This is a genomic window from Asticcacaulis sp. SL142 (assembly GCF_026625745.1).
Classification (GTDB): domain Bacteria; phylum Pseudomonadota; class Alphaproteobacteria; order Caulobacterales; family Caulobacteraceae; genus Asticcacaulis.
The window spans coordinates 2,042,462-2,057,188 of sequence record NZ_CP113061.1; the positions used below are offsets into that span (position 1 = coordinate 2,042,462).

Annotated in this window: 13 protein-coding genes; 7 read left to right on the top strand and 6 right to left on the bottom strand. The window is 57.2% G+C overall.

Annotated features, from left to right (window positions below):
* Nucleotides 1–2: 2 nt before the first annotated feature.
* Nucleotides 3–1,397 carry an L-serine ammonia-lyase gene (locus OVA03_RS09260; protein WP_267523922.1) on the bottom strand — a complete coding sequence of 465 codons (1,395 nt, stop codon included), beginning with the start codon at nucleotides 1,395–1,397 and terminating at the stop codon, nucleotides 3–5.
* Between the two features lie 19 nt (nucleotides 1,398–1,416).
* Nucleotides 1,417–1,842, bottom strand: a complete 426-nt coding sequence (locus OVA03_RS09265) for an RrF2 family transcriptional regulator (protein ID WP_189485310.1) — start codon at nucleotides 1,840–1,842, stop codon at nucleotides 1,417–1,419.
* Nucleotides 1,843–2,107: 265 nt separating this feature from the next.
* Between OVA03_RS09265 and OVA03_RS09270 the strand changes: the two genes are divergently transcribed.
* Complete coding sequence (locus tag OVA03_RS09270; RefSeq protein WP_267523925.1) at nucleotides 2,108–3,349, top strand: dicarboxylate/amino acid:cation symporter; 1,242 nt, start codon at nucleotides 2,108–2,110, stop codon at nucleotides 3,347–3,349.
* An 11-nt stretch (nucleotides 3,350–3,360) separates the two neighbouring features.
* Here OVA03_RS09270 and OVA03_RS09275 read toward each other — a convergent pair whose 3' ends face one another.
* Complete coding sequence (locus tag OVA03_RS09275) at nucleotides 3,361–3,789, bottom strand: organic hydroperoxide resistance protein (RefSeq protein WP_267523927.1); 429 nt, start codon at nucleotides 3,787–3,789, stop codon at nucleotides 3,361–3,363.
* Nucleotides 3,790–4,010: 221 nt separating this feature from the next.
* On the opposite strand from OVA03_RS09275, the gene OVA03_RS09280 reads away from it, so the two are divergent.
* The 4 genes from OVA03_RS09280 to OVA03_RS09295 all read left to right on the top strand — a co-directional run bounded on the left by OVA03_RS09280 (nucleotide 4,011) and on the right by OVA03_RS09295 (nucleotide 9,030).
* The gene (locus tag OVA03_RS09280; protein WP_267523929.1) at nucleotides 4,011–4,472 is read left to right on the top strand and encodes a MarR family winged helix-turn-helix transcriptional regulator; all 462 of its coding nucleotides are present in this window, start codon (nucleotides 4,011–4,013) and stop codon (nucleotides 4,470–4,472) included.
* Entirely contained in the window at nucleotides 4,469–6,502 is a 2,034-nt protein-coding gene (locus tag OVA03_RS09285) for a glycoside hydrolase family 97 protein (RefSeq protein ID WP_267523931.1), read from the top strand. The genes OVA03_RS09280 and OVA03_RS09285 overlap by 4 nt, the downstream gene beginning before the upstream one ends.
* A gap of 84 nt (nucleotides 6,503–6,586) precedes the next feature.
* On the top strand, nucleotides 6,587–7,384 hold the full coding sequence (locus OVA03_RS09290) for a MipA/OmpV family protein (RefSeq protein ID WP_267523933.1): 798 nt from the start codon (nucleotides 6,587–6,589) through the stop codon (nucleotides 7,382–7,384).
* Nucleotides 7,385–7,434: 50 nt separating this feature from the next.
* A complete protein-coding gene (locus tag OVA03_RS09295) occupies nucleotides 7,435–9,030 on the top strand; it encodes a sodium:solute symporter (protein ID WP_267523935.1) in 1,596 nt (531 codons plus the stop codon).
* Here OVA03_RS09295 and OVA03_RS09300 read toward each other — a convergent pair.
* Complete coding sequence (locus tag OVA03_RS09300; protein WP_267523937.1) at nucleotides 9,023–9,520, bottom strand: GNAT family N-acetyltransferase; 498 nt, start codon at nucleotides 9,518–9,520, stop codon at nucleotides 9,023–9,025. The two genes, OVA03_RS09295 and OVA03_RS09300, sit on opposite strands and share 8 nt — an antisense overlap.
* A gap of 252 nt (nucleotides 9,521–9,772) precedes the next feature.
* Here OVA03_RS09300 and OVA03_RS09305 point away from each other — a divergent pair, with 252 nt between their 5' ends.
* Nucleotides 9,773–10,927 (top strand): aminotransferase, encoded by a 1,155-nt coding sequence (locus OVA03_RS09305; RefSeq protein ID WP_267523939.1) that lies wholly within the window; start codon nucleotides 9,773–9,775, stop codon nucleotides 10,925–10,927.
* On the opposite strand, the gene OVA03_RS09310 is transcribed toward OVA03_RS09305, so the two are convergent.
* Nucleotides 10,924–13,734: an EAL domain-containing protein gene (locus OVA03_RS09310; protein ID WP_267523941.1), complete on the bottom strand. Its 2,811-nt coding sequence runs from the start codon at nucleotides 13,732–13,734 to the stop codon at nucleotides 10,924–10,926. The two genes, OVA03_RS09305 and OVA03_RS09310, sit on opposite strands and share 4 nt — an antisense overlap.
* Nucleotides 13,710–13,985 carry a hypothetical protein gene (locus OVA03_RS09315; protein ID WP_267523942.1) on the bottom strand — a complete coding sequence of 92 codons (276 nt, stop codon included), beginning with the start codon at nucleotides 13,983–13,985 and terminating at the stop codon, nucleotides 13,710–13,712. Before OVA03_RS09315 ends, OVA03_RS09310 begins: the two co-directional genes overlap by 25 nt.
* On the opposite strand from OVA03_RS09315, the gene modA reads away from it, so the two are divergent.
* Complete coding sequence (modA, locus tag OVA03_RS09320; RefSeq protein ID WP_420710422.1) at nucleotides 13,984–14,727, top strand: molybdate ABC transporter substrate-binding protein; 744 nt, start codon at nucleotides 13,984–13,986, stop codon at nucleotides 14,725–14,727. The two genes, OVA03_RS09315 and modA, sit on opposite strands and share 2 nt — an antisense overlap.

Consider the following 14,727-nt stretch of genomic DNA (forward strand, 5'->3'; position numbering starts at 1 on the left):
CGCTAACACTCGACCACATTGACGGCCAGGCCGCCTTGTGAGGTTTCCTTATATTTTGACGACATATCGAGGCCGGTCTGGCGCATGGTCTCGATGACCTGATCGAGCGTAACCTTATGTTCGCTATGGTCGCGCAAGGACAGGCGCGCGGCATTGGCGGCCTTAACCGCGCCGATGGCATTGCGTTCAATGCACGGGATCTGCACCAGGCCGCCGACCGGATCGCAGGTCAGGCCCAGATTATGCTCCATGCCGATCTCAGCCGCGTGTTCGATCTGGGCCGCCGTGCCGCCCCATACCGCGCACAGCCCCGCCGCCCCCATGGAACAGGCGACCCCGACCTCACCCTGACAGCCCATTTCAGCACCGGATAACGACGCGCGCTGCTTATATATCATGCCGATCCCCGCCGCCGTCAGCAGGAACCGCCCGATCTTACCGTCCGCCTTCGTATCCTCATCGATCCAGCCATCTTGCGCGCAGTAATAGCGGATCAGGGCCGGGATAATCCCCGCCGCGCCATTAGTAGGGGCCGTGACCACCCGGCCTCCGGCGGCGTTTTCCTCGTTCACCGCCATCGCAAACACGTTGAGCCAGTCAAACAGCCGCTCAGATTCCTGATTATGGCTCTCACTCGTCAAGGTCTCATAAAGGCTTGAGGCGCGCCTGCGCACACTCAGGCCCCCCGGCAAAATACCTTCAATCCGCAATCCCCGATCAATCGACCCGTCCATAGCGTCCCAGATGCGCTTAAGCCCGGCATCGGTCTCAGCGCGTGGACGTTTGGCATCTTCGTTGACCAACACCACGTCATAGACATTGATGCCATGCTGCGCGCAATGTTCCAGCAATTGCGCCGCCGAGCCAAACGGCAAAGCGCCCTTACCCGCAATCCCGATCAGGTCGTTTTCAGGGGGCCGCGATAACTGCTCACTTGAGGCGATAAACCCGCCGCCGACCGAATAGAAGGTGCGCTCGAAAATCACCACGCCGACCGCATCGTAAAGTCGCACACACAGGCCGTTGGGGTGCAGGCGCGGGACTATATCGCCGCGAAAATCGACATCTTGGCGGAAATTGAACGGCACCACCGGCCCATTGTGCAGGGCGATTTCGGTGGCGGTTTTAAGCTGAAGAAAGGTCGCTTCGGCCCAGTCGGGATCGACCGTATCGGGTTCCGCGCCCAATAGCCCAAGCACCGCCGCCTTATCTGAGCCGTGGCCTATGCCGGTCAGGGCCAGTGAGCCCTGAAGCTCGATACGCACGCGGGCCGCTTTGCTAAGCACACCAGCCGCCGCCGCATCCGCCAGCGCGCGCGTGGAGATGCGCATGGGGCCAACGGTGTGTGAACTGGAGGGGCCGATGCCGATCTTGAAGATATCGAGAACGCTTAACATAGGCAGACCCTAATGAAACTTATGATACAGGTAAATTCGGTATGGGCCGAGCAATCGTTGCCCCTTCTAGCACGCGCGCCACCGCGTCACGGGCAGAGACCAGAATATTGCGCAACTGGCAATCTTCGGGGGTCGGGCAATCCTCGCACTCCGCATAGGCGGTGCGGCTGGCGCAGGTCGTCAGCGCCAGCGGTCCGTCGACCAGACGGATTAGATCAGCAATGGAAATCAGATCGGCGGGCTTAGCCAAGGCATAGCCGCCGGAACGTCCGCGACGCGAAATCAGCAGCCCTTCGCGGCGCAATTCCAGCAATATGCCTTCAAGGAAATGCAGCGGCGCCTTGATGCGCTCGGCCAGTTCCCCGGCCTGCAAGGTTTCACCCGCCGGCGCCTTGGCCAATTCCTGCATGGCGCGGATGGTGTATTTGGCTCGCTGGGACAACATTATCTGAGTATGGACGCCGTGAGTGAACTTTAGGTTCCATAAGCCAGAATCTGCGCCGCCTCAAGGTTTTAACTTGAGCGTCAGGCGAAGCCCCCGTGATTGTTGACATTTTCTGAGCCTAGGGATGAGTTTTTATCGTCATCGCAATTAAAACCAATGTGTTAGGAAATCTATAGCCTCCGCAAATCCGCGACTAATACCCTCTATTTGACAGTCAGGGTTTGGCCCATATATCTCTGACGTCCTCAGTCCCTTGGTAATGTCCATGCTCAGCCTGCTTAATAAAATCCCATTCTGGCTGCGCACCGTGATTGGCCTTGTCGCCGGTATTGCCGTGGGGGTGATCTTTGGCGAACGGGCCGTGCCCTATGTTGAGCCGATCGGCGATCTGTTTTTACGGCTGATCAAGATGCTGATCGTGCCGTTGGTGTTTTTCACCATCGCCTCATCGATTGCCAAACTCGGCCATCAGGACGGCGGCAAGGCGGTTAAATTAGGTGTGCAGACGATCCTCTGGTTCATGATCACCTCGGCGCTGGCGGTCACGCTGGGGCTTGGGATCGGCCACTTGTTTCAGCCTGGGCTCGGCCTGACCGGCCTGCCGTTGGCCGAGCTTAAGCCCAAGGACATCCCGCCGGTCGTCGATGTGTTCTTAGGCATAGTCCCCACCAATATCATCGACGCCTTCGCCGAGGGGCAGGTGTTGAGCGTTGTGTTTGTCGCTATCATTGTCGGCGCGGCCCTTGCGGCTTTGCGTGATAAAACCGAATCCTTAAGCCGCATCGTCGAGCAGGGTTCGCAGGTCATGTTTCAGATCACCCGCTGGGTTATCCGACTGACACCCATCGGGGTGTTCGGCCTGATTGGCTCTGTGGTTGGCTCATATGGGCTGGAAAGCCTGACGCCCTTATTGGGCTTTATCGGCGCGATCTATCTGGCCTGCCTGATCCATGTGTTTGTGATCTATCCCATATTGCTCAAGCTGCATGGCCTGCGGGTCAGCGGGTTTTACAAAGGCGTATTTCAGGCCCAGCAGACGGCGTTTTTTACCTGCTCGTCGCTCGGCACCCTGCCGGTGTCGCTCAATTCAGCGATCAATAATCTCAAACTCTCGCCGTCCTATGCGGGCTTTGCCGTACCGCTGGGGGCCAATATGAAGATGGATGGCTGCGGCGCGATTTACCCGGCCATCGCCTCGATCTTCACCGCCAACTATTTCGGGATTGATCTGACACCCGCTCATATCGTGATCATCTATATCAGCTCGATACTGGGGTCACTGGCGACCGCAGGCGTGCCGGGTGTGGCCACGGTCATGCTGACGCTTACCCTGACTGCCGCCGGACTGCCGCTGGAAGGTCTGGCGCTTTTGGCGGCGATTGACCGCATTATCGACATGGTACGCACGGCCACCAATGTGACGGGCCAGATCCTGATCCCGACACTGGTAGCACGCGAAAACGGCCTGATCGACAAGGAAAGCCCCCTGCTGATCAGGCCATCTTAAGTGACGCATAATTAAGCGCGGATCAAAGTCACTTCGATATTGCCGCGTGTGGCGTTGGAGTACGGACAGACTTTATGGGCCTCCGCGATCAGGCGATCGGCCGCTTCGGCCTCAACGCCCGGCAGGGAAATCTTCAAGGTGACTTCAAGGCCGAACCCGCCGGGGATCTGACCGATACCGACCGATGAGTCGATGGCCGTGTCAGCAGGGACCGTGACCTTATCGCGGCCACCAACGAATTTCAGGGCACCAATAAAACAGGCGGCATAGCCGATACCGAACAATTGCTCAGGATTGGTGCCGTCACCGCCAGCGCCGCCCAGTTCCTTTGGGGTCGACAGCTTGACGGAAACCTTGCCGTCGTCAGTGGAGCCGGTGCCTTCGCGGCCGCCGGTGGCGCGGGCATGGGCGGTATAGAGTGCATTGATCTTAGTAGTCATGTGGGTTTCTCCGGTTTGTGAATTAAAGCTAACGGAAGCCATCCGTTCGCAAAAGTGATGAAATTTGTAATTCAGTGTTGCGAATTATGAAACAAAGCCAGTCGTTCAAATTCGATGGTTGATAATTAAATTGTGCACAATGTTTTGTCAATTGTATTGCGTGCAATTTAATTGATTTTTTTACAAAAATATGCTACCCATCTGATATTAAAGGATAAAAAATGTCAGAGATGTCCGAAACCCCTGAATTGTGGCTGCATAACCAGATTTGTTTTGCCGTCCATTCGACCGCCCATGCTTTTGCGGCCGCCTATAAGCCGCATCTGGACCCGCTTAATCTCACCTATCCGCAGTACCTGGTGATGTTGCTGTTGTGGGAAAAGGATGATCAGTCGGTCAGCGAGTTGGGCAAGCCCTTGTTTCTTGACAGCGGCACCCTGACGCCGCTGCTTAAGCGCTTGCAGGCGACTGGCTACATCAACCGCGCCCGTGACCTCAACGATGAGCGGGTGATGCGCATCACCTTGACCGACGCGGGCAAGGCGTTGAAGCAAAAAGCCGTCTGCATCCCGCACAATATGCTGGAGACGATGGGGATGAGTGTCGAGCAGGTCATGGCCTTGGGGCAGGATGTGCGCAAGCTGGGGCTGGCCCTGCGCTCTGATGCCGGTGGCCGCTCATGACCGGCTCTGCCACCCCCACCGCCACTACCGCCTTTGCCGTTCCGTCGGCGCGCGCCGGTGAGGTGGTGGCGCAGGCCGCCTCACCCGACGGCTCAATCACGGTTCAAATCCGCATAGGCAACGAAGGCCACGCCACCTATGCCATTACGCGCTTTGGTGAGGAGATCATTTCTCCGTCGAAACTGGGGTTTCTGTTTGCCGATCAGCCGAAGTGGGAGCGCAACCTGACCCTGACCGGCCAATCACAATCCCAGCACGATGAGACCTGGGAACTACCGTGGGGGGAGCGGCAGTTTGTACGCAATCACTATACCGAACTGCGCATCGACCTGACCGAGCGCAACCGGCTTTTGCGCAAAATTACTGTGGTGTTCCGACTGTTCGATAACGGCTTTGGTTTTCGCTATGAATTCCCCGACCAGCCTCAGCTAAAAACCGTCAATATCGTTGAGGAACAGACCGAATTTGCCATTACCGAACCGGCCACCGCCTGGTGGATTCCGGCGGGGGAATGGAGCCGATACGAGTATCTTTACAATAAAACCCCGCTGGCCGAGGTCTCACAGGCCCACACCCCGATTACGCTGCGCACCGCATCTGGCCTGCATATGGCCCTACACGAAGCCGCGCTCGTTGACTATTCGGCCATGTGGCTTCGGCGGTCGACCGGGCAGGTCTTAAAGGCCAATCTGTCGCCGTCCGGCATTGGCCCAAAGGTGGTGCGTCAGGCTCCGTTTGATACTCCGTGGCGGACGGTGCAGATCGCGGGTAACGCGGGCGGGCTTGTTGAAAACGACCTTATCCTCAATCTCAATGAACCCAATGCGCTGGGCGACGTGTCATGGGTCGTACCGCACAAATTCATTGGTATCTGGTGGGAAATGCACTTAGGACTGGCGACGTGGGGATCAGGTGAAAAGCACGGCGCCACCACGCAGCGCGCGAAGGCCTATATAGATTTTGCCGCCGAGCACGGCATTCGCGGCGTGCTGATCGAAGGCTGGAACACCGGCTGGGACGCGGAATGGTTTGCGGACGGCAGCACCTTTGATTTCACTACCGCCTATCCCGATTTCGATCTGGAGGCCGTCTGCGCCTACGCCAAATCCAAAGGTGTGCGCATCGTCGGCCACCACGAAACGGCGGGCAATGCCGCGCTTTATGAATCCCAGCTTGAGGCCGCCCTAGACCTTTATCAGCGGCTGGGCATCGACTCCGTCAAGACCGGCTATGTGTCAGATGCAGGCGGGTTCCGCACGGTTGATGATCATGGCCGCGACCACTACGCCTGGCATGACGGTCAAGCCGCGTCGCGCCATCATTTGAAAGTCGTCACCGAGGCCGCCAAACGCCAGATCAGTATCAACGCACATGAGCCGATCAAAGATACCGGCCTGCGCCGCACCCATCCCAACTGGGTTGCCCGCGAAGGCGCGCGCGGCATGGAATATAACGCCTGGGGCAACCCGCCCAATCCGCCGGAGCATGAGCTTAATCTGGTGTTCACGCGCCTGCTATCCGGGCCGATGGATTTCACGCCGGGGATTTTGAGTTTGGAAGGGGTGAATCAGCCGCTCAATTCGACCGTGGCCAAGCAACTGGCGCTTTATGTGGTTATCTATTCGCCAGTGCAGATGGCCGCCGATACAATTGAGAACTATCAGCAGCACTTGGAGGCGTTTCAATTCATCAAGGACGTGCCGACCGACTGGGCCGACACCCGCGTGCTGAACGGCGAGGTTGGGGAGTTTGTAACCATAGCCCGTAAAGACCGCGGATCGGATGACTGGTATCTGGGCGCGGCGACCAATGAACAGCCGCGTCAGTTGGACGTGTCTCTCGATTTTCTGGATGCGGGCACAAACTACGAAGCGACCATCTACCGGGACGCGGACGATACCGACTACCGCACCGATACCCGCCATCACTATGTCATCGAGACACATACCCTGACGGCCCGCGACACTATTGCCCTGAACCTCGCCCCCGGCGGCGGGCAAGCAATCAAATTTGCACTGCAAAACCTATAGATACTTTGTTTTTGCAGGTGCTAAGGGTTGATCTGTCCGGGTAACATCCTATGTGGGTGCCAGCGCTCAAGGAAAGACACGACCATGTTGAAAACTGCCGCCGCCCTGATGACCTCTCTGGCCGTGATGACCACAGCTCAAATGGCCCACGCTCAGGCCCAGCCGTTTAAGGCCGTCGAAGCGCCCAAAACCTGGACGCTCGATGTCGGCGCGGGCCCGGTCTATGGCTTCAGCCCCAGTGGCAAAGACCCCAACCAGGTGCGCATCACCGCCTGGGGGTCATTCAACTATAAAAACCGCCTCTATGCCAACGGCCTTGATGGGCTGGGCTATAATGCCATTTTGCGCGACAAGGTCCGCGTCGGGTTTCAGTTGCGCCCACGCTATGCCGGACAATCAAATGTTGAGGGCCTCGTCCTGCCGGATCGTGGCTGGGACACGGCCACCTATGCCTATGTGCGGGTGCTCGATAATGTCTCGATCGGCGGCCGGATCGGTCAGGACATCAGCGGCCAATCCGAAGGGTCGGCCTGGCAGGTGTCGGCCTCCCGGCAGGACATCACCAAGATCGGTCTGCTGCAAAGCCTGGCCTATGTGCGCGGTGGTGATAAAAAAACCAATCAGGCCTTTTTCGGCATCGACCCGGAAGAATCCGCCGCCACCGGCATTGCCCCCTATAATCTGGGTGGCGGGGTGCAGAACGTGGGCGTAGCGTTTCTGATGATGACCCCCATCAAGCAATACGGCATAGGCACCTTTGTGAACGCGGAAAAAGCGCTCGGTGATGTCGCCGACAGCCCGCTCATTCAAGCGCGAGAAAACAAAGACATGGCCTATCGCTGGGGCATTGTCGTGGTGCGTCGTTTCCATTCTGACAACTAGCGCACAGCCCCAAACCCTGTCATGTTCCCTGAAAAAACCGCAGGGACAATATGGCAGGGTTTCAGTTATCTTGGGTCGACGGTGTTATCATCGCGGCCTATCTTATCGGGCTGGTCACGTTGGCGCTGATGGCCCGCACCGGCGCGCTAAATCCCGACAAGGCCCGCGATCATTTTCTGGTAGGCCGCTCGGCCCCCTGGTACATGATCGGTTTTGCGCTGTTTGCCTCCAACATGACCGCCGTCGGCATGATTGGCCTGCCCGGATCAGCCTATGCGCACGGGATTAATGTCCATAATTATGAGTGGATGGGCACGCTGGTCCTGCCGCTGTTTTGCGCGTTTGTGCTGCCGACCTATCTGTCCTCGAATGTGTTCACCGTGCCGGAGTTCCTTGAGCGGCGCTATTCGCAATTTGCGCGCACTTACCTGTCGGGTCTAACCATTTTCCTGTGCGTACTGGCCGATACGGCGGGGGCTTTGTTCGCGGGCGGGGTGCTTTTGCAAATCCTGTTGCCCGGTGTTGCCCTGTGGCAGATATCGTGCGTGCTGGCCCTGTGTGCGGGCATATTCCTGATCATCGGCGGCCTGCGCGCCGTCATGGTGACCGAAGCCATTCAGGCGGTGATTCTGCTGATCGGCGGCGTGATTGTGGCGGTATTGACGGTGAACGCTGCGGGCGGATGGGAGGCGATTAAAAACGGCGTGCCGCCTGAGCACCTCAGCCTGATCCGGCCCGACAGCGATCCGGTCATGCCGTGGACGGGGCTGGTGACCGGCGGGCTGATCATCGGCTTTTATTTCTGGTGTACCAATCAGTTCATGGTGCAGCGGATGCTGGCGGCCCGGTCGCTCGATCACGGGCGCTGGGGCGGCCTGTTTGCGGGGTTGCTGAAACTCAGTTCTTTGTTTTTGTTGTGTATCCCCGGTGTCGCGGCCTTGCTGATTTTCCCGAACCTTGCGCGCCCCGATCAGGTCTTCCCCAGCCTGATCCTGACATTGCTGCCGACCGGCATTTTGGGCATACTGATCGCCGCCTTTCTGGCCACCATCATCTCGACGCTGGCGGCCAATTATAATGCGGCCTCGACTTTGGTCACCATGGATTTTGTGAGAAGGTTCCGGCCGGATATGAGCGATACCGCCCTGATCCGTGCGGGCCGGATCACGGTCGTTATCCTCATGCTGCTGTCGATGTTGTGGGTGCCGATGATCGGGGCCATGCGCGACAGTCTGTGGCAATATTTGCAGGCGATTTTAAGCTATTTCGTGCCGCCGGTCGCCGCGGTATTTTTTGCAGGCCTGTTCTGGCGACGGGCCAATGACGCGGGCGCGAAAGCGGGACTGATCCTCGGCACACTATTGAGCGTGGTGTTTTTCATCGGCGTGGAAATCATTCACACCATTGATCTGCACTTCCTGAAATCAGCCTTCGTGATCTTTGCGGTAAGCTTGATTGCGACCGCCATCGCCAGTCTGATGACCGCCCCACCCGAGGCTGAGCCCGTCAACCCGCTGACCTTCTCCGGCGATCTGTGGCAACGGGAAACCCTGGCGCTTAAGTTCGTGCCGTTTTGGCAGAACTACCGCATCCTATCGGTCGCTTTGATTGCCGTCACGGCCCTGATGGTATGGATATTCAGGTAAGCCGCAGGACGTTTTCGCGGATCGCTGTCTTGCGCGCTTCGGCGTAATAGCGGTCATGACCGATCAGGCTAAACCCGCATTTTTCGAGCACGCGCTGAGAGGCCAGATTGTCAAAGGCGATGCGCGCAAACAGCGGGCGTTTCGGCTCGATCTCTAGGAACTGCACTAAAGCCTCGGTCGCAATCCCGTGGCCCCAAAACTCCCGCCCCAGCCAATAACCGACGCAGCGCACGCCCATGCAGTCGAAGCTGACGATGCTGCCCGCGATCTGGCCTTCCCAAAGAATGGTGCGGCGAAGGATGGTCGGGTCAGTGCGGATGTGAGTCCAGAACTTATCAAACGCAATACGGTCGGACGGATTGCGCGGCGTGAAGGCGGCCATATGATTGGCCTCGGCATCCTGCTGCTGCGCAAAAAAGACATTGAGATCGCTGTGACCGACGTCGCGTAAGCTGATCTCGGCGGGTTTTGTTTTAAAACGCGCGAGCATGTTGTAAAGACCCTTTATGAAGGGCCGATACTGACTAAAAAAGGGTTAGCAAAAAGTTACCAACACCCCATCGATGCGGTAAAATTTAACACTTTAAAATAACGTAGGCCTATAAATAAAAACAGCGTAAGCGCTTGAGCAAAATTACGACCAATGGATTGTAATTTTGCTCTAGTTTTTTTTGTTTAACGCGCATTTTTTTCCGAAAACCGCTTCACACTTTTCGGAATGCGCTTGCCTGCCGGAGCCCGTATGAACCCCATCTTTCGTGATCTGAAAACCTCGATTTTTGAAACCATGTCTTTGCGCGCGCGGGAACTTGGGGCCGTCAATCTGGGGCAGGGCTTTCCGGAAAGCGACGGATTTGAAGATGTCCGCCGGGCCGCGGCAGACGCGCTGATCCACCAGTCAAACCAGTATCCGCCAATGTGCGGCTTAGTGGATTTGCGCCACGCGGTCGCGGCGTTTTATGGCCGCGCTCAGAACCTGAATCTTGATACAGCCAACGTGCTGATTACCTCCGGGGCGACGGAAGCAATCTGCGCCGCCCTGTTGTCGCTCATCACGCCCGGCGATGAGGTGGTGGTGTTTGAGCCGATGTACGATGCCTATATCCCGCTGATTGAGCGCGCGGGCGGCGTGCCTAAGATTGTGCCGCTTAAGCCGCCGCATTGGCGCTTTGACGACGACGATCTGAAAGCTGTCTTTTCGAACCGCACTAAGCTGGTCATGATCACCACGCCCAACAACCCAACGACCCACGCCTTGACGCGGGATGAACTGGAAAGCCTTGGACGGTTTTGTGCGCAATATAATGCCGTCGTCATCAGTGACGAGGTGTGGGAAAACGTAGTGTTTGACCAACCTCACCTCAGCGTCCTGCATATCGACAGCCTCAAAGACCGGGCCATGAAAATCGGATCGGCGGGCAAGCTGTTTGCCCTTACCGGCTGGAAAGTCGGCTTTGTGTGCGGGCCGCAAGCTCTGATCGATCAGGTCGCCCGCGCCCATCAGTTCATCACCTTTTCAACCCCGCCCAACCTGCAACATGGCGTGGCTTACGGTCTTGGCCTGCCATCAGCGCGTTTCGATGAGGCGCGGGAGGAACTGCGCATTGCCCGCGATCATATGGCGATCCGTCTCCGTGATGCCGGGTTTGAGATTTTACCTTCTGACGGGAGTTATTTCCTGAACATCGACCTGACGCCGCTGAACCTTAGGATGGACGGGCTGGCCTTTGCCCACCACGCCTTAGAGACCGGCGGCGTGGCGACTATCCCGCTTCAGGCCTTTTGCCCGACGGGCCGCGAACTACCGATCCTGCGACTATGCTTTGCTAAGTCGCTGACTACGCTGGACCGCGGCATTGACGGCCTGATACAGGCCGCCACCACAGCCAAAACCTAAGCCGATTTCGCTCTTCGAATCTCTTCGCTAGACGTTTTTCTGATATCCTCACCGGACATAGGTGCCGGACGACCCAGCAGATAGCCCTGCGCCTCATCGCAACCCTCTGAGCGCAGCAGGTTAAGCTGGGTCTCGGTCTCAACCCCTTCGGCCAGCACTGGCACGTTCAGGCTTTTGCCGAGTGCCAGAATCGCCTTGATGATCGCCAGCGACTGCGGGCTTTGTTCGGCTTCCATCAGGAACGACCGGTCGATCTTAATCTTGTCAAACGGGAAGGAATTGAGCGTATCGAGCGACGAATAGCCGGTGCCGAAATCATCAATGGCAATCGTCACCCCCAGCGCCTTGATCTGACGCAGAATATGCAGCGCCCGCACCTTATCGCCAATAATGGTCGACTCGGTGATTTCAAGCTCAAGCCGTTTGGGCGACAGTCCAGTCTTGATAAGAATCTCATGCACCACCTGCACCAGATTGACATTGCCTAACTGAACCGGCGACAGATTGACCGCGATCCTGGCGTCATTATCCCAGCTTGCGGCTTCACGGCAGGCGGTCTCCAGGACCCACTCACCGATATCAAGGATCGCACCACATTCTTCAGCGACAGGTATGAAATCGACCGGAGAGACGAACCCGCGCATGGGGTGTATCCAGCGCAGCAGGGCCTCATAGCCCGTCGTTTCACCGGTTGAGACCGATTTTTGGATCTGGTAGTACACTTGGAATTCGTCGTTCTTGATGGCTTCCCACAGGTCCTTGGCGATGGCGCGTCTGTCGCGGGCCGCTTCATCCATGCGGGCTTCGTAAAAACAGAACCCCTCGCCGTGGCTGGCCTTGGCGCGGTACAGCGCCAGATCAGCATTATTCATCAACGGGTCGCGTTTATCGGCATCCTGTGGGAAGATGGCGACCCCAAGGCTGCCTTCCGGCGTCAGTTCAAAACCATCAAGATCGATGGTTTGGCTTATAGCCCCTGACAGGCGTTCGATAAAGTCGGTCAGTTCCGCCTCATGTTCAAATCGTTTCGCCGCAGAGAATTCATCACCGCCAAAACGGGCGACAAATTCATCGCCCTGCAAAACGCCCTGCATACGGGCTGACATGATTTTAAGCACCTCATCGCCGGCGGCATGTCCGCGGGTGTCGTTGATCTCCTTAAAGCGATCAAGGTCAATGGCAATTACCGCCAGTTTGGCATTATGCCTGCGCGCCCATGCCAGTTCCTGATCAAGGTAGTCGGTAAAATGTTCACGATTAGGCATACCGGTCAGGCCATCATGACGGGCCATATGCGCAATCCGGGCCTCATCGCGACGCTGAGCCGTAATATCGGTATAGGTCGCCACCCAACCGCCGTGCGGCATAGGGCGATAGATCATCGCAATGACGGTATTTTGCGACGCATCGACCACCAGAGTTCCACCACCCGCCGTATAAAGCAGGGCCTTGTGCTTGGCGTAGGCTTCACGCACCGTTGTCTTATCCGGTATGACGCCGTCGCGGGCGGTTAGCCCTTGCTCGATCAACTGACGAAAACTGACGCCTTCAAACACCGCTTCCGGGGGCAGGTTGAACATTTCGGTAAAGCGCTGATTACTAAGGACCAGTCGCTCATTCTTATCGAACAGGCACAACCCCTGCGACATGTGGGTAAGGGCCATGTCGAGATTACCCGACAAATTCAGCAGATGCTCATGGTCAGTTTTGCGCGCCGTGACATCGCGCGTAATCTTGGCAAAACCGAGCAGGGTGTTGTTATCATCGCGCACGGGCGTGATGGTAACATGGGCCCAGAACGTCTCGCCGCCTTTGCGCAACCGAAGGCCTTCTTCTTCGTAACGTCCGCTCGCCAGCGCCGTCGCCAGAGCGTGTTCCGGTGCCCCGCTTTCGCGGCGATCTTGGGGATAAAAACACGAGAAATGCTTTCCCACGACCTCTGAGGCGCTAAACCCTTTGATTTTCTGGGCCCCAGCGTTCCAGTTATTTATGTGGCCATGCTCATCCAGCATGTAGATGGCAAAATCGGTTACGCCTTCGACCAGAATTTTAAAAGTACGCTCAGACTCGGCCACAGCGGCATCAAGCCTGCGCCCCATGACCACGGCCGACAAACACACAGCCAGAACCGACACAGCCGCCACCGCAATCGCCAGCGACATGCTGTCCGGTTTGAGTATCAGACCGCCAATAACCCGCGCCGGATCGGGGGTAATGACTACCCCACCCATGGCGGTAAAGTGGTGGGAGACAATCGCCAGCACCAAAAGCCCCGTCGCCGCCGTAATACTTTTCCATGTCTTGGCGCGCGCCGCTACCATCAAGGCCACGGCCCCAAACGCCATGCCCAGAACGATCGAGGCCAGAACCAGATCCAGTTGCCAGGAAATATAGCCCGGCATTTGCATCGCCGTCATGCCCATATAGTGCATGCAACCGATACCCGCCCCGACTAATGCCCCGCCGCTGGCCTGCGCGCCCTTGAAATCCGCGGTCACCGCCAAGGCGATCCCTGCGCCCGTCACGATGATCGCCATCACCAGAGACAGGATCGTCAGATTGAGATCATAGCCCGTGGACACCCCCGGATCATAGGCCAGCATGGCGATAAAGTGGGTGGCCCAGATACCAAATCCAGTCGCAAGACCCGCGGTCATTAGCCATTTCAGGCGCGCTTTGCCATCGGTGGCCGTGGCGCGGTGCATGAGGTTCACAGCGGCAAATGACGACACAATGCAGACGATGGCGGCCAAGGCCACCAAAACCCAATCATGCTGGTCGGTCAGGCAGGAAATAACGCGGAACATTCTGGCTCCAAATAAAATCCATAAGTTGAATTCATCAACTCAGAAAATAACCCGATGGCGAATAATGCCGCCACAGGACCGAATTCACGTACCTTTTTATAAAATAATGATTTTTTTGGAGTTAATTGGCGTGCATTGTTTAAAATACCCCTGCAAACCATCCACCTTATTGCGGCGCACAAAATCGATAAAGGTTGCTCTGAATCCGGTCGGGTCGTAAAGTTTGAAATGCCTATATTGGGGATGTCCATGTTTTTGCGCCAGTTACTTTGCCTGATGATGTTCCTGCCTATGGCGGTCCCCAGTCATGCCGGTGAGGTCAAGGTGGCGGTCGCCGCCAACTTCACGGAGCCCGCTAAGGACGTAGCCGCCGCATTCAAGGCGCGCACCGGCCATGAGGCGAGTTTGAGCTTTGGGCCGTCAGGTCAGTTCTATACCCAGATCATGAACGGCGCGCCCTATGAGGTCTTTATGTCCGCAGATGCCGAACGGCCCATCAGAGCCGAAGCCGAAGGTCTGGGGGTAAAGGGTACGCGCTTTGTCTATGCTTACGGGGCGCTGGTACTATGGAGCGCCGATCCGAAACTGATCGATGCCAAAGGGGCGATCCTCAAAAGCGGCCAATTTACTAAACTGGCCATCGCAGACCCTGGCACAGCGCCTTATGGGGTGGCCGCCCTTGAGACGCTCAAAAAACTAGGCGTTTATGAAGCGGCAGCCCCCAAAATCGTCAAGGGTACGTCGATCGCGCAGACCTACAACTTCGTCTCGACCAGATCGGCGGAGCTTGGGTTTGTGGCTTCGTCCCAAGTCCATCGCACAAAGGCAGGGTCGCGCTGGGTTGTGCCGAAATCCTATTATTCCCCTATCGATCAGCAGGTCATCCTGCTCAAAAACGGTAATAAAAACACCGCCGCACGGGCCTGGCTGACCTTTCTAAAATCGCCGGAAGCGATGAGGATCATTCGCGCATACGGCTATGAGGTGCGTTGA